Source organism: Rhizobium sp. ERR 942 (assembly GCF_007828395.1).
In the GTDB taxonomy this organism is placed as follows: Bacteria; Pseudomonadota; Alphaproteobacteria; order Rhizobiales; family Rhizobiaceae; genus Rhizobium; species Rhizobium dioscoreae.
In genome coordinates, this window is sequence record NZ_VIUA01000002.1 from 425,797 (window position 1) to 446,889 (window position 21,093).

The 21,093-nt window shown below is 59.9% G+C and carries 20 protein-coding genes; 11 read left to right on the forward strand and 9 right to left on the reverse strand.

Annotated features, from left to right (window positions below; genetic code table 11):
- Positions 1-45 precede the first annotated feature (45 nt).
- The 4 genes from FBZ97_RS08865 to FBZ97_RS08880 form a co-directional block, all read right to left on the reverse strand.
- Positions 46-1,293 (reverse strand): ABC transporter substrate-binding protein, encoded by a 1,248-nt coding sequence (locus FBZ97_RS08865; RefSeq protein ID WP_083258275.1) that lies wholly within the window; start codon positions 1,291-1,293, stop codon positions 46-48.
- Positions 1,294-1,490: 197 nt separating this feature from the next.
- Positions 1,491-2,624, reverse strand: a complete 1,134-nt coding sequence (locus FBZ97_RS08870; protein ID WP_145318486.1) for a Gfo/Idh/MocA family oxidoreductase — start codon at positions 2,622-2,624, stop codon at positions 1,491-1,493.
- 10 nt (positions 2,625-2,634) lie between these two features.
- A complete protein-coding gene (locus FBZ97_RS08875; RefSeq protein ID WP_145318489.1) occupies positions 2,635-3,564 on the reverse strand; it encodes a sugar phosphate isomerase/epimerase family protein in 930 nt (309 codons plus the stop codon).
- Positions 3,565-3,808: 244 nt separating this feature from the next.
- Positions 3,809-4,870, reverse strand: a complete 1,062-nt coding sequence (locus FBZ97_RS08880; protein ID WP_246661754.1) for a LacI family transcriptional regulator — start codon at positions 4,868-4,870, stop codon at positions 3,809-3,811.
- 229 nt (positions 4,871-5,099) lie between these two features.
- Here FBZ97_RS08880 and FBZ97_RS34340 point away from each other — a divergent pair, with 229 nt between their 5' ends.
- On the forward strand, positions 5,100-5,249 hold the full coding sequence (locus tag FBZ97_RS34340; RefSeq protein ID WP_015342612.1) for a hypothetical protein: 150 nt from the start codon (positions 5,100-5,102) through the stop codon (positions 5,247-5,249).
- A 99-nt stretch (positions 5,250-5,348) separates the two neighbouring features.
- Here FBZ97_RS34340 and FBZ97_RS08885 read toward each other — a convergent pair whose 3' ends face one another.
- Together FBZ97_RS08885 and FBZ97_RS08890 are read right to left on the reverse strand one after the other, a co-directional pair.
- Positions 5,349-6,140 (reverse strand): aldolase/citrate lyase family protein, encoded by a 792-nt coding sequence (locus FBZ97_RS08885; protein WP_145318495.1) that lies wholly within the window; start codon positions 6,138-6,140, stop codon positions 5,349-5,351.
- A 336-nt stretch (positions 6,141-6,476) separates the two neighbouring features.
- The gene (locus FBZ97_RS08890) at positions 6,477-6,875 is read right to left on the reverse strand and encodes a VOC family protein (protein ID WP_145318498.1); all 399 of its coding nucleotides are present in this window, start codon (positions 6,873-6,875) and stop codon (positions 6,477-6,479) included.
- Positions 6,876-6,977: 102 nt separating this feature from the next.
- On the opposite strand from FBZ97_RS08890, the gene FBZ97_RS08895 reads away from it, so the two are divergent.
- Positions 6,978-7,688, forward strand: a complete 711-nt coding sequence (locus tag FBZ97_RS08895; protein WP_145318501.1) for a YafY family protein — start codon at positions 6,978-6,980, stop codon at positions 7,686-7,688.
- Positions 7,689-7,730: 42 nt separating this feature from the next.
- On the opposite strand, the gene rhaI is transcribed toward FBZ97_RS08895, so the two are convergent.
- Together rhaI and FBZ97_RS08905 are read right to left on the reverse strand one after the other, a co-directional pair.
- Positions 7,731-9,023 (reverse strand): L-rhamnose catabolism isomerase, encoded by a 1,293-nt coding sequence (gene rhaI / locus FBZ97_RS08900; protein ID WP_145318504.1) that lies wholly within the window; start codon positions 9,021-9,023, stop codon positions 7,731-7,733.
- A gap of 220 nt (positions 9,024-9,243) precedes the next feature.
- On the reverse strand, positions 9,244-11,340 hold the full coding sequence (locus FBZ97_RS08905) for a bifunctional rhamnulose-1-phosphate aldolase/short-chain dehydrogenase (RefSeq protein WP_145318507.1): 2,097 nt from the start codon (positions 11,338-11,340) through the stop codon (positions 9,244-9,246).
- A 207-nt stretch (positions 11,341-11,547) separates the two neighbouring features.
- Here FBZ97_RS08905 and FBZ97_RS08910 point away from each other — a divergent pair, with 207 nt between their 5' ends.
- From FBZ97_RS08910 to FBZ97_RS08940, 7 genes are all read left to right on the forward strand, one after another.
- Positions 11,548-12,360 (forward strand): DeoR/GlpR family DNA-binding transcription regulator, encoded by an 813-nt coding sequence (locus tag FBZ97_RS08910; RefSeq protein WP_145318510.1) that lies wholly within the window; start codon positions 11,548-11,550, stop codon positions 12,358-12,360.
- A gap of 53 nt (positions 12,361-12,413) precedes the next feature.
- Positions 12,414-13,409 (forward strand): rhamnose ABC transporter substrate-binding protein, encoded by a 996-nt coding sequence (rhaS, locus tag FBZ97_RS08915; RefSeq protein ID WP_075853916.1) that lies wholly within the window; start codon positions 12,414-12,416, stop codon positions 13,407-13,409.
- Between the two features lie 73 nt (positions 13,410-13,482).
- Positions 13,483-15,018: a sugar ABC transporter ATP-binding protein gene (locus FBZ97_RS08920; RefSeq protein ID WP_145318513.1), complete on the forward strand. Its 1,536-nt coding sequence runs from the start codon at positions 13,483-13,485 to the stop codon at positions 15,016-15,018.
- 10 nt (positions 15,019-15,028) lie between these two features.
- Positions 15,029-16,033, forward strand: a complete 1,005-nt coding sequence (locus FBZ97_RS08925) for an ABC transporter permease (RefSeq protein WP_145318516.1) — start codon at positions 15,029-15,031, stop codon at positions 16,031-16,033.
- Entirely contained in the window at positions 16,030-17,046 is a 1,017-nt protein-coding gene (locus FBZ97_RS08930) for an ABC transporter permease (protein ID WP_145318519.1), read from the forward strand. Before FBZ97_RS08925 ends, FBZ97_RS08930 begins: the two co-directional genes overlap by 4 nt.
- Positions 17,043-17,369, forward strand: a complete 327-nt coding sequence (gene rhaM / locus FBZ97_RS08935) for an L-rhamnose mutarotase (protein WP_145318522.1) — start codon at positions 17,043-17,045, stop codon at positions 17,367-17,369. The genes FBZ97_RS08930 and rhaM overlap by 4 nt, the downstream gene beginning before the upstream one ends.
- The gene (locus FBZ97_RS08940) at positions 17,366-18,748 is read left to right on the forward strand and encodes an FGGY-family carbohydrate kinase (RefSeq protein ID WP_145318524.1); all 1,383 of its coding nucleotides are present in this window, start codon (positions 17,366-17,368) and stop codon (positions 18,746-18,748) included. The genes rhaM and FBZ97_RS08940 overlap by 4 nt, the downstream gene beginning before the upstream one ends.
- On the opposite strand, the gene FBZ97_RS08945 is transcribed toward FBZ97_RS08940, so the two are convergent.
- Positions 18,745-19,569, reverse strand: a complete 825-nt coding sequence (locus FBZ97_RS08945) for an aminoglycoside phosphotransferase family protein (protein WP_145318527.1) — start codon at positions 19,567-19,569, stop codon at positions 18,745-18,747. The two genes, FBZ97_RS08940 and FBZ97_RS08945, sit on opposite strands and share 4 nt — an antisense overlap.
- Before the next feature lie 32 nt (positions 19,570-19,601).
- Between FBZ97_RS08945 and FBZ97_RS08950 the strand changes: the two genes are divergently transcribed.
- Positions 19,602-19,967 (forward strand): hypothetical protein, encoded by a 366-nt coding sequence (locus tag FBZ97_RS08950; RefSeq protein WP_145318529.1) that lies wholly within the window; start codon positions 19,602-19,604, stop codon positions 19,965-19,967.
- Position 19,968: 1 nt separating this feature from the next.
- Positions 19,969-21,075 (forward strand): branched-chain amino acid ABC transporter substrate-binding protein, encoded by a 1,107-nt coding sequence (locus FBZ97_RS08955; RefSeq protein ID WP_145318533.1) that lies wholly within the window; start codon positions 19,969-19,971, stop codon positions 21,073-21,075.
- Positions 21,076-21,093 lie beyond the last annotated feature (18 nt).

Genomic DNA, 21,093 nt, shown 5'->3' on the forward strand with positions numbered 1-21,093 from the left:
ACCGGCGGCAGGCTCACCTGCCGCCGCATGGATGTCGATCGAAGCTTACTTGGCCTGTTCGATGACCTGCGCAAACTGCGTGGCGAACTGGTCCGCCGTCATGCTGGGCGTCGTCCAGTATTGAGCAATGAGATCGCCTTCGGTCTGGACAATATCCTGAGGGGTCAGCACGTCGGGCGCCAGGATCTGGCGGCTCGGATCCTTGAGTGCGTTCAGGCCCTTCTGGGCGCAAGCGTCGAGCTTTGACGTATCGACGTCGAGACGCACGGGCACCGAACCCTTCTTGGAGTTGAAGGCAAGTTGGCCTTCCTTCGACATGATGACGGTAGCGAGCAGGGTCTGGGCGTCGGTCGCCGTCTTATCCTTGAGAACGGGGAAGACGAAGATATCGCCGCCCATCATGAAGTTGGATTCGCCAGGTCCGAGGATGCAGCCGAAATCTTTGTCGGCGACAAGGCCGGCATGGATGAATTCACCCTTGGCCCAGTCTCCCATGAACTGGATGCCGGCCTTTCCGTCGATCAGCATGCCGGTCGCGACGTTCCAGTCGCGGTTCGGGCTGCCAGGGTCCTGATAGTTGCGGAGCTTGGCGAAGACTTCCGCCACATGCTTGAACTTGTCGGACTTGACGGCATCTGTGTCGAGATCCTTCCAGACCTTGGCATAGAGATCCTTCCCGCCCTCGCCGAGCAGGATGGCGTTGAACATCGACTGCAGCTGCCAGGGCTGACCGCCGACGGCAACCGGGATCAGGCCAGCAGCCTTGATCTTGTCGAGCGCGGCAAACATTTCATCCCAGGTCTTCGGCTCTTCCGTCACGCCGGCCTTGGTGAAGACGGCCTTGGAATAGAAGACCCAATTCTGGCCGTGGTCGTTGATGGGAGCGCCATAGATATGATCCTGGAACTGGATGGCCTGATAGAAAGATGGTGTCAGAACCGATTTCCAATCCTGCTCTTTGGCGAGATCGTCGAGCGGCCGCAATAGGCCCTGCTGGGCCAGTTCGTTCATCTGCGTGCCGGTGTTGAACTGCATGGCCGTCGGCGGATTGCCGCCGATGATGCGGTTGATGCCGATCGGACGAGCAGTCGAGCCGGAACCGGCAATTGCGGTATCCACCCATTCGCCGCCTGCAGCGTTGAAGGCCTTGGCCAGTTCCTTCACGGCTGCGGCTTCACCGCCCGAAGTCCACCAATGCAGAACTTCGGCCTTCTTGCCTTCGGCCAGAGCGCCGGTCACGCTCGCCGCGACCAGCGCCGTGGCGCCGACCAATGCCATCATCAATTTGCGCATGCGTTCCTCCTCCTTTGAGGGCGTTCTTCAAACGCCTTTCCTCAGCCGCCGCCGTCTCCAGACACCGGATGCCGAATCTCCTGATCCTCCAAAACTGTGCGGCAGGGCCTCCGTTCCCTGCAGCACGTGAGCAATGCTTCCTCAGGCATTGCCCCTTCGTCAAGCCCGCAGTCCAAAAGGACCGCATTTTCTCAACTCTATAGCGCACTCAATGAGAAACGTCCCTCATTTATTGCGCGCGGTATTGGATCGGGCCGACCGCAACTACTGTGGATTGCAACCACAGAACGCGATTGCGCCGAACGCTCGAATGCCGTCATCACCTCAAGGGCGTGGAAAGCTAGTTCCGACGATACCCGATGCTGACGTCCCGAGCGAAGGGAATCCACCATCTCCGCCGCGCCCAATCCGCGCAGACCGAGATGACCTGGCACACCTTCCGTATAGGGGTGATCGACGGGGATCTCCCTCCACGCCTCATCGCCATCGCGAAATATCTCGACCTTGCCGCTGAAATTGTTTGGATCCGGCGTCACCATAGTACCTTCCGAACCGTAAAGCTCGATCTGATTGTGCTTGTGCTTGATAACATCAAAGCTGGTGGCAATGGTGACGGTCGCACCGCTATGGAACTCCATAACGCCCGTCAGATGGGTCGGCACCAGTACCTTAATCGTCTCGCCGCGACGCGGATCAGTCTTCACCGTGCGTTCGATGCGGGTGATCTTCGCAGTGCCAAAGATCTCGCGCACGGGGCCGAGCAAGGCGATGAGGTTCGTCACGTAGTACGGACCGACATCGAGCATCGGCCCGCCGCCGCGGCCGTAGAAGAAGGCTGGGTTGGGATGCCAATGCTCATGACCCGGCAACAGCAGCATGGCGGTGGCCGAAATCGTCTTGCCGATGCGCCCTTCATCGAGCAAGCGCCGTGTCAACTGGTGACCGCCGCCAAGGAAGGTGTCGGGAGCGCAACCGAGCCGCAGGTCTCCTGCCCGCGCGATGGCCATCAACTCCTCCGCCTCGCCCATGGAGACGCCAAGCGGCTTCTCCGAATAGACATGCTTGCCGGCAAGCAGCGCCTTCTTGCTGATGGCATAATGCGAGACCGGCGTCGTCAGGTTGATGATGAGACCGATTTCCGGATCGGAAAGCATCGTATCGAGCGCAACGGCCTCGATGCCAAACTGCTCGGCAAGCTTGCGGGCAGGCTCCTGATAAAGATCGTAAACAGACTTCACGCGAATGAAATCAAACATATGCAGGGTCGCAACATAGGTGGCGCTGATATTGCCGGCGCCGACAATGCCGACTTTCATGGGTTCGTTGCTCATTGGCTTGCCTCTAGGAAATGGTGATATCGAGTTCGGCGGCAGCGGCGCGCAGATAGCTCATGCCACGGCGCATCTCGTCATCGAATTCCGTCGTCGCTTCGCGGAAATGGGTCCAATGCGATGCACCCGGCGCGTCTTCCAGCTCCAGCGTGATCGGGCCGGAATAGCCGATGGTCTTGAGTGCCGCGAAAATCGCCTTCCAATCGATCTTGCCGCGTCCCGGGCGCCAATGGGCGTTGGTGTGCCCTTCATTATCGGAAAAATGCGTGTTGAAGATCCGATCGCCGAGCGCCAGCACGACGTAATGCGGCATGTCGCCGGCCGGAAAGAGATGGCTCGGGTCGAAGTTCAGGCCGAGATTGGCGGCACCGGTGCGCTCGATCAGCCGCAGCATGCCCTGACCGGAGCTGACCCAGCGATAAGGATGCGGCTCGATCGCGACCTTGAGACCCGCGGCGGCGGCAATCTCGCAAGCCCGGATAAAACCCTCGACGACGGCGTCATATTCACCCGTCCAATCCCATTGCGGTTCGACTGCCGCGCCCCACTCCTGCGAGATCGGCCGCTGCAGGATCGGCCTGACCTCGGACTGAAACGGATAAGGTGTCATGCTGGTAACGATCGGCGTGCCGATCGCGGCGGCGACTTCCATGCCGCGCTGGTAGCCATCGAGGTCGACTGTCGAGACGGCAGCATTTGCTGCGCGGCTGAAGGGTAGATTGAAGAAGAAGTTGGTGAGCACCAGCCCCTCTCCGTCTGCAATCTGCTTCAACTCGCGGATGGTTTCGCGCGTGTAGTAGCTCAACATGTCCACCGACCACGCGGTGAGCTCAAATCCCTTGCAGCCTGTCGCAGCGAGCCGCCGCAACGGCGCTTGATACGGCGGGTTCCAATTGAAGGTCCAAATAGGCGATCCGAAAAAAAGCGATCCGTCGCTCACGTCATCCTCCCCTTACAATGCGTGAAGCCGCGCGCGGCGAGGCCTCCACGCCTGAACAATGTGCCTTGCCAATGAGCTTCTTCACTCGAAATCGGCAATTCGTAACGTTACGATTATGGAAAAGAGAAAGACTGTCAATCGGCGATTTTCTGGCCGACTAACGTTTCAATGTTGCGCAATCTGCAAATTCGTAACGTTACGAATACCTTCTCGCCGCCTGCTCATCCTGCAAGCAGCAATATTTTCAAACGTGACGTGACTGGCTTTGATGATCGACGAAGGCGGCTTGGACGACTTCGCGCAGATCGGCCGGATTTTCGCCGGCGATTGCCCGATGCAGGAAGGCGGCCAATCGCTCGCCTATGGCATGGTTCGAATAGTGAAAGGTACTCAAAGGCGGGTTGAAGAAATCTGGCAGTGCGGTGCCGCCATAGGTAATCAGCGCGAAATCCCTGCCGGCCTGCCGCCCGGCATCGCGCAGGCCGGCGAGGAAACCGAGAGCAGCCTCTTCGCTGGCGACGAAGGCGGCCGTCGCTGCCGGATTCTGCGCTGCTATGTGCTTTGCCATCCCGCGACCATTGTCGGGTGTGGCCGTGGTGAAATGGATGCCATCATCAGGCACATCGAGATGATGCTCGGCAAAAGTCCTGCGCCACCCTCTTACGAATTGCAGGCTGTAGGTGAATTGCTGGTTGGGCGCGATCAGCAGCGGCATATGGTGGCCGGCATCGAGCAGAAGGCGTGCAGCCTCTGCGCCGATCACTTCATGATCGAGATCGATGCTCGGATGAACGCTCAAGAGCTCTGTCCGCCCGAAGGTGACAAAAGGCATGCCGACTTCAAGCAGATATTTGACGCGATCGTCCTGTGGTGTCGTATGCGTGATGATGACGCCGTCAACCGATCCCTCCTCGACGATATCCCGCACGGTCGCGAGCGGATCATCTGCTTGGAGCTGCGGGACGATTGTCGTTCGATACCCTCGCGACTTCATATAGCGCGAAGCGCCTTCGATCAGCGAGGCAACGACAATGTTCATCTCGCCCTCACGCCCGAAAGGCAGCACGATGCCGATGGCGTGGGTTTTGCCGGTGCGCAGATTGATGCCACCGAGATTGGGACGATAGCCAAGCTCGCCCGCAACGCGCTTGACCAGTTCGATGGTCTCGCGATTGACCTCCGCGCCCTCCTTAAGGGCACGACTGACCGTCGTGACCGAAAGACCGAGAGCCGTAGCAACGGTCCGCAAGGTCACTCGCTGACCTACTTCGCGACGCAAGCCGCGCCCCGCCGCCAATCCCTGCACCTTCGACAAATCATTCCGCTCCGCCATGTCGGGGCGAGAATGCCCGCAGGCGGGTGACGATGCAAGCGCAGGCTGCGATCAAAGTCGACAAGGGGGAAGGTCGTGTTTGGGCTGTTCGACAGTATCACCAGACATCGGGGCACAACCCTGAGCATCTGTATTCAGCCCGCATTCAGAAAGGCAATTTTAAGATGCATATCGTTAGCCATTCTATCATTAGGGGAAACTCATGGACAAATATACCAAAACTGTTTTGACAATCATCGCCGTCGCGCTCGCGGCAATCGCCATACAAAACACAATCACGCCGGCACAAGCGGTCGGTGGCGGCTGCGGTACCGAGACCTATCGGCCCTGCTATGTAAAGCTGGTGAACTAGAGCGGATCCAGATTTTAGGTTGAACAGACCTAAATCATCCGGCTCTGGCGCAACCACCGCTGCCCGTGGGATACCTCGGGCAGCTTTTATCTCAGCCGATTATGAATCAGCGCCTTTTCGCGCAGCCTGAATGGCCGTGCGGGCGCCGGCGCGCAGCTGCGCCGTTTCCGTGCCGGCGATAACCAGATCGAGGCCAAGCTTCAGGTATTCCCCGGCGCGGGCGCCATCGCCGCCGAAGGCGCAAATGACCTTGCCGTGGGCGCGACAGCGTGCCAGCACGGTTGCAAGCGCCTGATCGATCGCAGCGCTATCCGGGGCAAGCCGGGCGCCGTTCGAAAGCGCGATCGAAAGATCGGACGGGCCGACAAAGATACCATCGATGCCGTCGACTGCGAGAATCTCGTCGATCGCATCGAGTGCCATGCGGGTTTCCACCATGGCGATGGTGGCGGTCAGGCTGTTGGCGCTCTGCAGATAATCTTCAGCTGGCAGGCCGAAATGATTGAGCGCCAGCGATGGCCCCCAGCTCCGCTCGCCGAGCGGCGGATATTTCGTCGCTTGCACGAAGGCGCGCGCATCATCGGCAGAATTGATCATCGGCGCGATAATGGCGGAGGCGCCGGCATCGAGAAGGCGTGAGGCAGAGGCAAAATCGCCGACCGGAATGCGGGCAATCGCCGGCTTGCCGGCCAAGCGCACATAGGCAATCCCGTTGGCGGCAGACTCCATGTTCCACATGCCATGCTGCATATCGAGCACGATGGTGTCGAAGTCTTCCTGTGCCAGATGATTGACGAGCATCGGATCGGGTATGCCGACCCAGCCGGAGATCATGCCGCCATTCTCGCGGCGTTTCAGGCGTCCGGTAAAACCGTTCATGTCAGTCGTCATCGTCTTTCCTCACCTATCAACAGCAGGGCTCTGTCTTTTTGCCAGCCTCGACCGCCAAATCAAGGCGAGCCGTTGCAAGCGACAATACCCAATTCCCACTGTCGGGCCACTCGAAAGTGCACATGCGACTGAAGCAAATCGACAAAGCACGGCTGCGACCATCGCAGGTTGCCGTACATGAGGATGATTTCAAATCTGCCGGACGACCATGACAAATATGCAGCTATCTAAGTCGGTTGGTCACGCTCGCAAGACGCCAAGGCGTGACTGAAGACGAGAGATGCCGACAGGCAGACAACATCGCCCAACCGCAGGATTTCGCCGGCTCCTTATCGCTCAACGATCAGCAAAACGCTGCTTCGCAAAGTCCGTAACAGGCGTGTAAAGGCTGATGAGCGTTCCCTCGGGATCGCGGATCTGCCCTGCCCGGTTGCCCCAGGGCATCAGCTTCGGTTCGTGCACGACCTCCACCTTGTCCTTTAGCTTTGCAAATTCGGCATCAACATCACCAACCTGGAATTCGATGATGACAGAGCGATTGGCGCAGGGCTCGGCACTGCCCTCCTTGAACAGGGCGACGGTCTCGGCGCTTCCGATCGCAAGCGTCGCCGCGGGGGTGACGATCTCGGCAAAGACCGGGGCCAGCCACTCCGCTGCCTGACCCGTGACCATTTCATAAAAGCCGACCATTTTCCTGATGTCTGAAGCGATCAGACGCGTGGATGCCAGTTTCATCGCATACTCCTTCAAAAGGCCCGCCGAACATATCGTTGGCGGCTTGAAGGCTCTTGTTGCATAAGGCTGTTGCCACCATACTGGCAGCAGGAGTCAGCAGGAATGCGTCGCGCCGACCGCTTGTTTCAGATCATACAGATATTGCGCCGGTCGAGCCGGCCGGTGACCGCTGCCGCGCTGGCGGGTGAGCTCGAAGTCTCCAAACGCACGGTCTATCGCGACGTCGCCGATCTGATGGGCCAGCGCGTTCCGATCGAAGGTGAAGCCGGTTTTGGATATCTCCTCTCACCGGGCTACGAAATGCCACCGCTCATGCTGACGCCAGAGGAGATCGAGGCCGTCGTCCTCGGAGCACAATGGGTTGCGGGCCGTGCCGACAAGACCCTTGCCAATGCCGCACGCGATGTGGTTGCCAAGATCACTGCCATCGTGCCCGAGCACCTGCGCCCTTTCATCCTCGAGCCGAGCGTCGGCGCCAAACCGCTTCTTCAGGAATCCGAAGAGGAAAACATCGACCTGCCAATGCTGCGGGCGGCAATCCGCGAAGGACGAAAACTTCGCCTGCGTTATCGGTCCGATGCGAGCGCGGAAAGCACAAGGATCGTCTGGCCCGTCATCCTCGGCTATTCCGATACAAGCCGCATTCTGGTGGCGTGGTGCGAGCTACGTGGAGGCTTCCGGCATTTCCGCACGGAGCGAATTCTCGCGGTCGAGGTGCTCGACGAAAACTATGGCCTGCGGCCAGGCGAATTGCGGCGTCGCTGGTCCGCCTGGCGAGAGGCCGAACTCCAGCAATTGGGGCAGGCGCGATAGGCATCGGGTGCCGGCGCCATTTTGTGCCGGCACCCGATAATCTCAGATGATCCCGCCGCCGCCGGCAACGGAAGCTGGACGCTCTCCGGCAACCTTGCGGCGATAACCGCTCGCCCTGTAGGTGGCGACCGGATCGATGGCACCACCGGCGCGGCGGCGAGCTTCGGCCAGGACCGGTTCGACATCGGCGCGATAGGCGCGTTTCAGCGTTTCCGATGCCATCAGCGCGTCGTTCGCGTCCTGATACTCGCTAAGTGCATCGCGATCGACGATCAGCGCCTGCGCGTAGGCGCGGCGGATCTCGTTGGCGCTGGAAATCAGGCTCTCGATCGGATCGGTCACGTTATGCGACTGGTCGATCATATGCGCTGGATTGAAGTCGTTCACTCCGCGCCGTTCCGCATCGACCAGCTCGTTGAAGACGAGGAACAGGCGGTAGGGCTCGATGGCACCGGCATCGAGATCGTCGTCACCATACTTGGAATCGTTGAAGTGGAAACCGCCGAGCTTGCCGAACTGGATGAGGCGCGCGACGATCATTTCAATGTTGGTATTCGGCGCGTGATGGCCAAGATCGACGAGGCAATGCGCCTTGGGACCGAGCGTCTGCGCGATCAGGTAGTTGGTGCCCCAGTCCTGCACGACCGTCGAATAGAAGGCCGGTTCGTACATCTTATGCTCGGAGAACAGCCGCCAGTCATCTGGCAACGCCTTGTAGATATCGGCCATGGCGGCGAGATAGCGCTCGAAAGCCTTGGTGAAATTGGTCTGGCCGGGGAAGTTGGAGCCGTCGCCGATCCATACCGTCAGCGCCTTCGAGCCGATCGCCTTGCCGATTTCGATGCATTCGATGTTGTGCTCGACGGCCTGGGCGCGGGTCGCCGCATCGACATGGCTCAGCGAACCGAATTTGTAGGAATGCGCCTGACCGGGCGCATCGGAGAAAGTGTTGGAGTTCATGGCGTCGAAGCCGAGGCCGAGCGCATCGCCTTTCGCCTTCAATTCCTTCGCATCGGCCTTGTCCCAGGGAATATGCAGCGAAACCCTTGGTGTTGCCCGCGTCAGCTGCTGAATGACGGCGCAATCGTCGAGCTTGTCGAAGATGCCGCGTGGCTCGCCGGTGCCGGGGAAACGGGCGAAGCGCGTGCCGCCGGTTCCGACACCCCAGGACGGAACAGCAACGAAGAATTCTGAAACCTTTTTGGTGACGGCTTCGATATCAACACCGCGGCGGGCGAGCGTGGCGCCCAGCGCCTCATAATCGGATTTCAATGCGGCGGCGCGCTTGTCGTTTTCTGCGGCGACCAGATCGGGTGCGATCCTGTATTCGGCCATTCTTTCCTCCCAATGCGTTATTCGAAATATCGGCGTTTCGATCAGCTTATTCCCTCTTCTCCCCCGCGGGGAGAAGATGCCCAACGGGCAGATAGGAGGATAAGGAGCGGAGCGACGACCATCTTGAGCGTGAGCGAAAGATAGAACTGCATCTGCCGCGCCCCCTCATCCGGCCCTTTGGGCCACCTTCTCCCCAGTGGGGAGAAGGAAGTGCGGCCAACTACCGCGTAAAGCTCTGCGCGTTGCCGGCGTCGACGTTGATGATATTGCCCGTCGACTTGGCAGAAAGGTCTGAAGCCAGGAAGTAGATCGCCTCGGCGATGTCCTCCGGGAACACATTCAGCTTCAGCATCGAGCGCTTGCGGTAATGTTCTTCGAGCTCGTCCACCTCGATCTTCGAGGAGGCAGCGCGCTGCTCGCGCCATTCGCCATTCCAGATCTTCGAGCCGCGCAAAACGGCGTCGGGATTGACCGTGTTCACGCGAATGCCGGCTTCCGCCCCTTCCAGTGCCAGGCAACGGGCCAAATGAATCTCGGCGGCTTTTGCGGTGCAGTAAGCGGCGGCATTCGGCGAGGAGGCCAGACCGTTCTTCGACGCGACGAAGACGACGTTGCCGCCGAGGTTCTGCCGGCGGAACAGCCGGAAGGCTTCGCGCGAGACGAGGAAATAACCGGTCGCGAGGATATCGATATTGCGGTTCCACATCGAAAGCTCGGTGCTCTCAATCGGTGCCGACGATGCTATACCGGCATTCGAGACCAGAATGTCGATACCGCCGAACTCGACGCAAACCTCAGCAAAGGCGGCAATGACCGCATCTTCCTTGGTGACATCGAGCTTGACGCTGCGCACTGCATCCGCTCCATATTTCTTGGCGAAATCGGCCTGTGTGCTCTCAAGTGCCGCCTGGTCGATGTCAGCCAAAACGACGCAGGCGCCCTCGCCTACCAGACGGGCGGCCGTGGCGCGACCGATGCCACCGGCGCCGCCGGTCACGAAGGCAACGCGGCCGGCGAGGCTTTTCGGCTTCGGCATACGCTGAAGCTTTGCCTCTTCCAGCAGCCAATATTCGATATCGAAGGCTTCCTGCTCAGGCAGGCCTTGATATTCGGAAACCGTGGAGGCGCCACGCATGACGTTGATGGCGTTGACGTAGAACTCGCCAGCGATACGGGCCGTCGCTTTGTCGCGGGCAAAGGACAGCATGCCGACACCGGGCACGAGAAAGATCACCGGGTTCGGATCGCGCATGGCAGGCGAATTGTCATGCTTGCAATCATTGTAATAGCGTGCGTAGTCGGCGCGGTAATCTTCCAATGCCTTGTCGAGGCCGGCGATGACGGCATCGACATCAGGCTTGGCCGGATCGAAATCGACGATCAGTGGCCGGATCTTGGTGCGCAGGAAGTGATCCGGGCAGCTGGTGCCGAGCGCGCCAAGCGGGCGAAGGTTCTTCGAATTGACGAATTCGAGCACGGCATCCTGGTCGTCGAAATCGCCGAGCTTGCGCTCGGCCTTGCCGATGCGGCCGCGGATCTCAGGCATCAGCCGGGCGGCGATCGCACGACGCTCCGCCTGCGGCAGGCTCTGGGTGATGGCACCGCCGAAAATCGTCTTGCCTTCGGTCTTGGCTGCGAACCATTCGATCGCCTTGTTGATGATCGCGAGCGTCAGCTCGTAGCATTCCTTGGCGTCGTTGGCCCAGGTGAAGAGGCCATGGCTTTCGAGAACAACACCCTTGGCATTCGGATGCGCCTTGACGAAGGCTTCGAGATCGAGGCCGAGCTGGAAGCCCGGACGGCGCCAGGGCAGCCAACCGATCTCGTCGCCGAAGATTTCGCGCGTCAGCTCGCGCGAGTTCTTCGAGGCGGCGATGGCAATGATGGCATCCGGATGCATGTGGTCGACATGGGTGAACGGCACGAAGCCATGCAGCGGCGTATCGATCGAAGCGGCACGGGCGTTGAGGTTGAAAGTGCAATGCGGCAGGAAGCCGACCATGCGATCTTCGTCGGCAACGCCCTGATAGATGTTCTTCAGGCTGTCCAGCTTGTCCTGATAAAGCGTGGCGAAACCGTCAAGCTTGATGGTGCCGACATCGCCGCCGGAGCCTTTGACCCAGAGCACCCTAACCTTCTCGCCGGAGAGCGGATCGGTTTCCATGACCTTGGCCGACGTGTTGCCGCCGCCATAGTTGGTGATACGCTTATCGGCACCGAGCAGATTCGACCGATAAAGCAGCTTGCCAGGCTCATCGAGCCCATCAGCATGTGCATCATCCCAACGGTTTTCCAGAAGCTGAACGCCAGCCGCCATGTCATCCTCCCTTGAAATCAAGTCTTTCGGGCAGATCGGATCATGATGGAACCGCCCTTTGTGAGCAGGGTATCGCTCACGTATAGTCGTCTTGTCAATCGAAAACGATCAAATTCGATAATGCTGCGATGCAATATGAAAGTTTATGATCGTTTATGATTGACACTTTGTCATATTTGCGAAATAACCGCCGACAAGGAGGAGCCAATGCACGAACGCGAACGCCATCGCATTATTCTGAGCGCCGTACAGGAAAAGTCTGTCGTGACGATTCAGGATATTTCCGAGCTGACCGAGGCTTCGGAAGCGACGATACGCCGTGATATCGGTGCCCTGCACGTACAGGGAAAGATCAGGCGTGTGCGCGGCGGAGCGGAATCGATCCATCCTCCGCAGCTCGGCAACCTGGCCGCGCGGCCGTTTCGTGTATCCGAAGCCGTCAACATCGATAGGAAACGCGCAATTGCGCGCAAGGCCGCCGAACTCTGCAATCCCGGCGACGCCATTATCATCAATGGCGGCACGACCACATTCCAGCTGGTTCACTATATCTCCGCCTTCCGGCTGCAGGTGATGACCAATTCCTTCGCGATCGCCGAACACCTGGTCAAGCACTCGAAGAATAACGTGACGGTGCCGGGCGGCGCGATCTATCGCGAACAAAGCCTGATCCTCTCGCCCTTCGACAACGATACGATCCGCAATTTCTATGCTCAGCGCATGTTCATCGGTGCGCAGGGCGTAGGCCCGCTGGGCGTCATGGAAGCCGACGCGCTGGTCATCCAGAGCGAGCAGAAGCTCATGCGCCAGGCCGACGAACTCGTCGTCATGGTGGATTCAAGCAAATTCCGCCAGCGCTCCAGCCTGATCCTTTGCCCGCTCGATCAGGTCTCGACCATCATCACCGACGACGGTGTTACCGCCGAAACCGTGCGCATGATCGAGGATGCGGGCATTTCGCTCATTATTGCAAATGTTTCGGCTGAAGCCGAGGAGGAAGATTCCCCGTCGGTCGCATGAGACGCGCGGCTCAGGTGGGGTGAGCATGCCTATTAACTTTGGGAGGAAGTGACATGAATATTGCAAAGAAATTGGCGATCGGCGTCGCGCTCGCCGCCACGCTTTTCGCCGGCGCGGCCAGTGCAAAGGACATCAAGATCGGCCTCGTGGTGAAGTCGCTGGGCAACGGCTTCTTTGAAGCCGCCAACAAGGGCGCACAGGAAGCAGCCAAGGATCTCGGCGGCGTGCAGGTGATCTACACCGGCCCGACCTCGACCACGGCAGAAGGCCAGATCGAAGTCATCAACTCGCTGATCGCCCAAGGGGTCGATGCCATCGCGATTTCCGCAAACGATCCCGACGCAGTTGTTCCGGCCCTGAAGAAGGCGGCACAGCGCGGCATCAAGGTGATCTCGTGGGATTCCGGCGTCGCCAAGGCCGGCCGCATCCTGCAGCTGAACCCCTCGTCCAACGAACTGATCGGCAAGATGTGCCTGACGCTCGCCAAGGATCACCTCGACGGCGGCAAGGGCAACTTCGCCATCCTGTCGGCCACGACCACCTCCACGAACCAGAACATCTGGATCGGCGAGATGAAGAAGCAGCTGAAGGATTTCCCGGGCCTCAACCTGGTGACAACAGTCTATGGTGACGACCTCTCCGACAAGAGCTATCGTGAAGCCCAAGGCCTCCTGACCTCGCATCCGGAAGTCAAGGTCATCGTCGCCCCGACCACGGTCGGCGTGCTTGCCGCCTCGCAGGCCGTCAAGGATGCCGGCAAGATCGGCCAGGTCTATGTCACCGGTCTCGGCCTGCCGTCCGAAATGGCCGGCGCCATCAAGTCCGGCGCGACGAAGGAATTTGCGATCTGGAATCCGATCGATCTCGGCTATTCCGCAACACAGATCGCCTATCGCCTGGTCAAGGGCGAGACCGACGGCAAGCCGGGCAGCGAGATCAATGCCGGCCGCATGGGCAAGATCAAGGTTGGCGAAAACGGCGAAGCCGCCATGGCCGATCCCTTCGTCTACAATGCTTCGAACATCGATCAGTTCTCCAAGGTTTTCTGATCGAAAATCGAACTCGCAGCTCTCCGGCGGCATCAGCCGCCGGACCTGGTTTCATTGATCCGGTACATTGCTGATGACCACAGTCCTTCAACGCTCCATCGCGGACGCACCAGCCGCGAACAATCAGGCCATTCTGGAAATGCGCGGCATTTTCCAGATCTTTCCCGGCGTCAAGGCGCTGGATGGCGTCAGCATTTCGCTCTATCCCGGCAAGGTGACCGCCCTGATCGGTGAGAACGGCGCGGGCAAATCGACACTCGTCAAGATTCTCACGGGAATCTACCGCCCGAACGAAGGCGAGATCCTCGTCGATGGCAAGCCGATGGCCTTTGCGAATGCGCAGGCCGCTATCGATGCCGGCGTCACAGCTATTCATCAGGAAACCGTACTCTTCGACGAATTGACCGTCGCCGAAAACATCTTCCTCGGCCATGCGCCGCGCACATCCTGGCGCACCATCGACTGGAAGAGGATGAACAGCCGATCGAAAGAGCTTCTCCAATCGCTGGAAAGCGCGATCGATCCGACAACCCGCTTGAAGGACCTCTCCATCGCGCAGCGCCATCTTGTGGCAATCGCACGCGCCTTGTCGATCGAGGCGCGCATCGTCATCATGGACGAACCCACCGCCGCTCTCTCCCGCAAGGAGATCGATGATCTCTTCCGCATCGTCGAGGGATTGAAGGCAAAGGGCAAGGCCATCCTGTTCATCAGCCACAAGTTCGACGAACTCTACGAGATCGCCGACAATTTCGTCGTCTTCCGCGACGGCCGGGCCGTCGGCCACGGCGAATTGAAGTCGACACCACAGGATGAGATCGTCCGTATGATGGTCGGCCGCGATGTCAAGGACGCTTTCCCGAAAGTGCCTGTGACGATCGGTGCAACCGTTCTCGAAGTCGACAAATACTGTCACCGCACCGAATTCCGCGATATTTCCTTCAAGCTTCGGCGCGGCGAGATCCTCGGCGTCTATGGCTTGATCGGCGCCGGACGTTCCGAGCTTTGCCAATCGCTCTTCGGCATTACCAAACCGCTGTCCGGACGCCTGACGCTCGACGGACAGGAAATCCAAGTGCGATCGCCGCAGGATGCCATTCGCGCGGGGATCGTGTATGTGCCCGAAGAGCGCGGCCGCCACGGCCTGGCACTGCCGATGCCAATCTATCAGAATATGTCGCTGCCTTCACTCGGGCGCACCTCGCGCAAGGGCTTCCTGAAAGCAGCCAACGAATTCGCTCTCGCCCGCAAATATGCCGGGCGGCTCGATCTGCGCGCTGCTGCACTTTCCGTGCCCGTCGGCACGCTGTCTGGCGGCAACCAGCAGAAGGTGGTCATCGGCAAATGGCTCGCGACGCAGCCGAAGATCATCATTCTGGATGAACCCACCAAGGGGATCGATATCGGCTCGAAGGCCGCCGTCCATGGCTTTATCAGCGAGCTGGCCGCCGAGGGCCTCAGCATCATCATGATTTCTTCCGAACTGCCCGAGATCCTCGGCATGTCGGATCGTGTGCTGGTCATGAAGGAAGGCCTGTCCGCTGGCCTTTTCGAGCGCGAGGGGCTCACGCCGGAAACCTTGGTGCGCGCCGCCACTGGAAATGCATAGGGAGGACGGGATGCCACGCATCCTCAAAAAGCGAGAGACACTGCTTGCCATCATCATCATCGTGATGATCGCCGGTTTCGCGACGCGCGCGGCCGGCTTTGCCGAGCCCGCCAATCTTGCCAGTATCTTCAACGACACATCGATCCTCATCATTCTGGCGCTAGCCCAAATGACGGTGATCCTGACGAAGTCGATTGATCTCTCCGTCGCCGCCAATCTGGCGCTGACAGGCATGGCGGTTGCGATGCTGAACGCGGGCTATCCCGATATTCCGCTGATCGCGCTCGTCATTACCGCAATCCTGATGGGTGCAGTTCTCGGCGCCATCAATGGCTATCTCGTCTGGGCACTGGAAATCCCACCAATCGTCGTCACGCTTGGCACCTTGACGATCTATCGCGGTATGGCCTTCGTGCTGTCGGGCGGCGCCTGGGTCAATGCGCATCAATTCACGCCGATTTTCCTGAACGTGCCGCGCACGCCGCTTCTCGGCCTGCCGGTGCTTGCCTGGATCGGTATCGCCATCGTTCTGATGATGTATCTGGTGCTGCGCTACACGCAGTTCGGCCGCTCGGCCTATGCCAGCGGCGGCAATCCGGTTGCCGCCGTCTATGCCGGTATCGATGTCGGCTGGACGCGCTTCCTCGCCTTCATCCTCTCCGGTGCGCTTGCAGGGCTGAGCGGCTATCTCTGGGTCTCGCGCTATGCGGTGGCCTATGTCGATATCGCCAACGGCTTCGAACTCGATAGCGTGGCGGCCTGCGTCATCGGCGGCATTTCGATTGCCGGCGGTGTCGGCTCGGTCGCCGGCGCGGTCTTAGGCGCCCTCTTCCTCGGCGTCATCAAGAACGCACTTCCGGTCATCGGCATCTCGCCGTTCACGCAGATGGCGATTTCAGGCACCGTCATCATCCTTGCCGTCGTCTTCAACGCCCGGCGCGAACGCAACCGCGGCCGCATCATCCTGCGCGATCAAGCCGCAAAGGACACCGCCAGCCAGGGAGCACACGCATGAGCAACGGTTCGCAAGCGGCAACCGCGGAAAAGCGCGCCATTCCTGATCGCCTCGGCACGCCCTTCAAGCGCATCATGGCAAGCTGGGAAACGCTGCTCTTCGGCGTCGCGGTCGCGATCTTCATCTTCAACTCGCTGGCCTCGCCCTATTTCCTCGATCCGTTCAATCTCTCGGACGCGACCTTCAACTTTACCGAAAAGGCGATGATCGCCTTTGCCATGGCGCTGCTCGTCATCGCGGGCGAAATCGACCTCTCGGTCGCAGCCATCATCGCGCTGGCGTCGACGGCGATGGGCGCTGCCGCGCAAATGGGCGTCGACACGCCCGGCCTCGTTGCGATCGGTATCGGCGTCGGCCTCGTCTGCGGCATCTTCAACGGATTCCTCGTTTCCGTGCTGAAGCTGCCGTCAATCGTCGTCACCATCGGCACGATGAGCCTGTTTCGCGGCATTTCCTATATCGTTCTCGGCGACCAGGCCTATGGCAACTATCCGGATAGTTTCGCCTATTTCGGCCAAGGCTATGTCGTCTGGGTCTTCTCGTTCGAATTCGTGCTCTTCATCGTGCTGGCGATCGCCTTCGCGATCCTGCTGCATGCGACGAATTTCGGCCGGCAGGTCTATACCATCGGCAACAATGATTTCGCCGCGCGCTTCTCGGGCATTCCAGTCGAGCGGGTCAAGTTCATTCTGTTTCTCCTGACCGGCATCATGAGCGGTATCGCCGCCGTCTGCCTCACCTCGCGCCTCGGCTCCACGCGCCCGTCGATCGCGCTCGGCTGGGAACTCGAAGTCGTCACCATGGTCGTGCTCGGCGGTGTATCGATCCTCGGCGGCTCCGGCACGATCGGCGGCGTCGTCATCGCCGCTTTCGTCATGGGTCTCGTGACCTTCGGTCTCGGCCTGCTGAATGTTCCCGGCATTGTCATGTCGATTTTCATCGGCCTCCTCCTCATCATCACCATCGCGCTGCCGATCGTGGCAAAGCGCATCAGGACCATGAGCTCCAAATGAGTGCTGCTCTCGAACGCCACGCCTTCAAGATGACGCTCAATCCAGGCATGGAAGCGGAATACCGCAAGAGACATGATGAAATCTGGCCCGAGCTGGTGGATCTGCTGCATCAGGCAGGTGTCAGCGATTACTCCATCCATCTCGACCGCGAGACGAACACGCTTTTCGGCGTGCTGACCCGGCCGAAAGATCACGCCATGGCCAGCCTGCCCGAACATCCCGTCATGAAGAAATGGTGGGCGCATATGGCCGACATCATGGCGACCAATCCCGATAACTCGCCCATCCAAAGCGATCTTGTCACGGTCTTTCATCTGCCATGAACAGCGAGACAGCCTACCGCCACATCGCCGTGATCGACATCGGCAAGACCAACGCCAAGGTCGTTGTGCTGGATGCCGGGACCGGTGCCGAGATCGCCGCCGTCAGGATCGCAAACAGCGTCCTGAAGTCAGGTCCTTACCCGCATTACGATATCGAAAGCCTATGGCGCTTCATCATCGAGGCGCTGAAGGGCTTTGCAGCCACGCCCGGCTTCGATGCCATATCAATCACGACGCACGGTGCTTCGGTGGTCCTGTTGGACGCCGGCGGCGATCTTGCCTTGCCGGTTCTCGATTACGAACACATCTATCCGCAAACCATTCAGGAAGCCTATGGGCAAGTGCGTCCGGCTTTTGCCGAAACCTTTTCGCCGCGGCTATCCGGTGGCCTCAATGTCGGCGCGCAGATCCACTATCAGCAAAGCGCCTTCCCGGCTGATTTTGCTCGCGTCGCAACGATCCTGACCTATCCGCAATATTGGGCGTTTCGCCTGACCGGCGTCGCCGCCAACGAGATGACGTCGCTTGGCTGCCATACCGATCTCTGGAACCCGACGACCCAAAGCTATTCGTCCCTGGTTGACACGCTTGGCATTCGTGCCTTGATGGCGCCGGTCCGTTCGGCATTCGACGCCCTAGGCCCGGTGCTGCCAGCACTTAGCGAAAAGATCGGAGTGACAAAGTCGGTGCCCGTCTATTGCGGCATCCATGATTCCAACGCCTCGCTGCTACCGCATCTTGTCGAGAATGAAGCGCCTTTTGCCGTCGTCTCGACGGGGACATGGGTTATCAGTTTTGGTGTCGGCGGCGATCTCGACCATCTCGATCCCGCCCGCGATACCCTTGCCAATGTCGATGCCTATGGCCGCGCCGTGCCGTCTTCCCGCTTCATGGGCGGCCGCGAGTTCGAGATTCTGGCAGCGGAAATCGGTACTGCGTCCCATGAAGCAATCGAGGCCGTGCTAGAACAGGCCATCGCCAAGGGCCTCATGCTTCTACCCAATGTCGTTGACGGATCAGGACCCTTTCCCGGCCGGACGCGACGCTGGATCGGGGATAACTCCGTGAGCAAGGCCGAACGCCTTGCCGCCGTCAGCCTCTATCTCGCGCTGATGACGGAAGCCTGCCTCGATCTGATCGGCGCTAAAGGACCGATCTTCGTCGAAGGTCCCTTTGCGCTCAATCGCGCCTACCTCATCGCCCTCTCTGCCTTGACGAACACCGATGTCATCGCACTAGCGGGCTCAACGGGCACCAGCCAGGGTGCCGCCTTGCTGACGGGGATAAGACCCGTCGGCGCCGCAGACAGCCCACCTATTCGCGCCGAACTGCCGGGGTTGGCGCGCTATCGGCAGTCCTGGCGCGCGGCCTTAATCTAGTCTTCGGTTCTGGCAAGTTCTGCCGCCGCGATTTCGGCAACGCGCAGCGTTGGTTCGACGTATTCCTCCTCGCCATCTTCGATCAGCCAGCTTGCTGAAAGGCCGGCCCAGGCAATGATCCATCGCAACAGGCGTCCGCGCTCCATTCCCGCCGCCTCGGCAACGATCGTCACTTGCCGGGCAAGACGGCCGGGAGATGTGGCGACGGCATTGTCGGGATTGCAGAAGAGATTGGCGTAATCAAAGCCGCGCTCGCCCACCAGGCCCTTGGGATCGATCGCAAGCCAGCCACGCTCCGCGAAATCGAGGATATTGCCGTGATGAATGTCCCCATGCAGCGCGACGACATCGCGGGGCTCCGACAACAGCGCGCGGGCGACGACCGCGGACTGGACGAAGATACCGCCTTCACAATGAGCCATAGTTTCGAGCGAACGAAAGCGGTGGACAAGCGGAATCAATTGCGGCAAGGCGCCGCCGCGAGAGGCGTGGAGCCCGGCGACGGCCTTGCAGATGATCCGGCTTGCCTCGTCGTCCTCACCATTCCTTGCCATCTCGGCAAGTGAGCGGCTGCCTATTGCCCGTTCGAGCAGGATAGCATCGTCCTGATGCTCGAGAACGCGCGCAGCACCAATGCCATTCCACCAGACCATAAGCTCGGCCCCCGATTTCTCCTCCGGTGCGTCGGCGATCTTCAGCATCGCCGGCTCGCCATCACGACGCACGGGAAAAAGCCGGCTGGAATGCGTCACGATCGGGGTACCGTCGGGAATCAGCCGCCAGAGGTCAAAATAGACCTTCGAATCGTCATTGTCGTTCACGCGATACTGATCTCCTTGGCCCGGGCCGCACCATGACAGACGCCGCGGCTTATGTGGATCCGCCGCATGCAGATTTCCACTTTCAGATCCACCTCGGTTTACCGCCCTATTACCTAGGCTCTGCGGCAAGCAGGCAACAACCATCCCTCGTCAAAATTTTTCGAAAAAACGCTAAAATTGTCTTCGCGACGGTTATTTTCTTGCGGAATCGTCGCAATATTCCTACACAAAATACCCTCATGAGCGCTTTCGAGATCAAAAAATGTCCGAAGGCGATCATCGGCTTCGATATTAGCTTTGTCTCTTTAAAAAGAACGCCTCACGGCAGTTTGCGCGTCGAGACAGGCAATTGCGGGCGGGTTCAAAGGGCGCTGCCGCGCCCATCCAAGGAGAGCTAACATGAGTCTGAAGACATTGACGGCCGCGACCTTCGTCGCTTCGCTGGCCTTCGCACCTCTCGCACATGCGGACATCACCATCGGCCTCATCGCGCCGCTGACCGGCCCGGTCGCGGCTTACGGCGAGCAGGTCAAGAATGGCGCGCAGACCGCCATCGACGAAATCAACAAGAGCGGCGGCGTTCTCGGCCAGAAGCTCGTCCTGAAGCTCGGCGACGATGCCGGCGATCCGAAGCAGGGCGTATCCGTCGCCAACGGCTTTGTCGGCGACAGCATCCGCTTCGTCGTCGGCCCGGTCACTTCGGGTGTTGCCATTCCGGTTTCGGACGCGCTGGCCGAAAACGGCATCCTGATGGTCACGCCGACCGCAACCGCTCCGGACCTGACCAATCGCGGTCTCACGAACATCTTCCGCACCTGCGGCCGAGATGACCAGCAGGCCGTCGTCGCCGGCGAATATGTCGTGAAGAACTTCAAGGACAAGAAGATCGCCATCCTCAACGATAAGGGCGCTTACGGCAAGGGCCTGGCAGACGCCTTCAAGGCTGCGATCAACAAGGGCGGTATCACTGAGGTCGTCAATGACTCGCTGACCCCCGGCGAGAAAGACTACAGCGCTCTGACGACAAAGCTGAAGCAGGCCGGCGTCGACGTGATCTACTTCGGCGGCTATCATCCGGAAGCAGGTCTGCTGGCCCGCCAGCTGCACGACATCTCCGTCAAGGCGCAGATCATCGGCGGCGACGGCCTCTCCAATACCGAATATTGGGCGATCGCCAACGATTCGGCTGCCGGCACGCTCTTCACCAACGCGTCTGACGCGCTGAAGAACCCGGATTCGCAGAGCGCCGTTGCCGCCCTCAAGGCGCGCAACATCCCGGCCGAAGCCTTCACGCTGAACGCCTATGCTGCCGTGCAGGTGTTGAAGGCCGGCATCGAGAAGGCCGGCAAGGCAGACGATGCCGAAGCAGTCGGTACCGCTCTGAAGAAAGGCGAACCGATCGACACCGCCATCGGCAAGGTCACCTACGGCGAAACCGGCGACCTGACCTCGCAGAGCTTCTCGCTCTACAAATGGGAAGGCGGCAAGATCGTTTCGGCCGAGTAAGTCGTCACCTCATCGCTT

Coding starts and splice junctions, on each gene's coding strand:
- rhaS (WP_075853916.1), top strand. CDS start 12,414: ATGAATATTGCAAAGAAATTGGCGATCGGCGTCGCGCTCGCCGCCACG.
- FBZ97_RS08885 (WP_145318495.1), bottom strand. CDS start 6,140: ATGACGACTGACATGAACGGTTTTACCGGACGCCTGAAACGCCGCGAG.
- FBZ97_RS08865 (WP_083258275.1), bottom strand. CDS start 1,293: ATGCGCAAATTGATGATGGCATTGGTCGGCGCCACGGCGCTGGTCGCG.
- FBZ97_RS08950 (WP_145318529.1), top strand. CDS start 19,602: ATGACAGACGCCGCGGCTTATGTGGATCCGCCGCATGCAGATTTCCAC.
- rhaI (WP_145318504.1), bottom strand. CDS start 9,023: ATGGCCGAATACAGGATCGCACCCGATCTGGTCGCCGCAGAAAACGAC.
- rhaM (WP_145318522.1), top strand. CDS start 17,043: ATGAGTGCTGCTCTCGAACGCCACGCCTTCAAGATGACGCTCAATCCA.
- FBZ97_RS08955 (WP_145318533.1), top strand. CDS start 19,969: ATGAGTCTGAAGACATTGACGGCCGCGACCTTCGTCGCTTCGCTGGCC.
- FBZ97_RS08930 (WP_145318519.1), top strand. CDS start 16,030: ATGAGCAACGGTTCGCAAGCGGCAACCGCGGAAAAGCGCGCCATTCCT.
- FBZ97_RS08925 (WP_145318516.1), top strand. CDS start 15,029: ATGCCACGCATCCTCAAAAAGCGAGAGACACTGCTTGCCATCATCATC.
- FBZ97_RS08890 (WP_145318498.1), bottom strand. CDS start 6,875: ATGAAACTGGCATCCACGCGTCTGATCGCTTCAGACATCAGGAAAATG.
- FBZ97_RS08940 (WP_145318524.1), top strand. CDS start 17,366: ATGAACAGCGAGACAGCCTACCGCCACATCGCCGTGATCGACATCGGC.
- FBZ97_RS34340 (WP_015342612.1), top strand. CDS start 5,100: ATGGACAAATATACCAAAACTGTTTTGACAATCATCGCCGTCGCGCTC.
- FBZ97_RS08920 (WP_145318513.1), top strand. CDS start 13,483: ATGACCACAGTCCTTCAACGCTCCATCGCGGACGCACCAGCCGCGAAC.
- FBZ97_RS08905 (WP_145318507.1), bottom strand. CDS start 11,340: ATGGCGGCTGGCGTTCAGCTTCTGGAAAACCGTTGGGATGATGCACAT.
- FBZ97_RS08910 (WP_145318510.1), top strand. CDS start 11,548: ATGCACGAACGCGAACGCCATCGCATTATTCTGAGCGCCGTACAGGAA.
- FBZ97_RS08870 (WP_145318486.1), bottom strand. CDS start 2,624: ATGAGCAACGAACCCATGAAAGTCGGCATTGTCGGCGCCGGCAATATC.
- FBZ97_RS08895 (WP_145318501.1), top strand. CDS start 6,978: ATGCGTCGCGCCGACCGCTTGTTTCAGATCATACAGATATTGCGCCGG.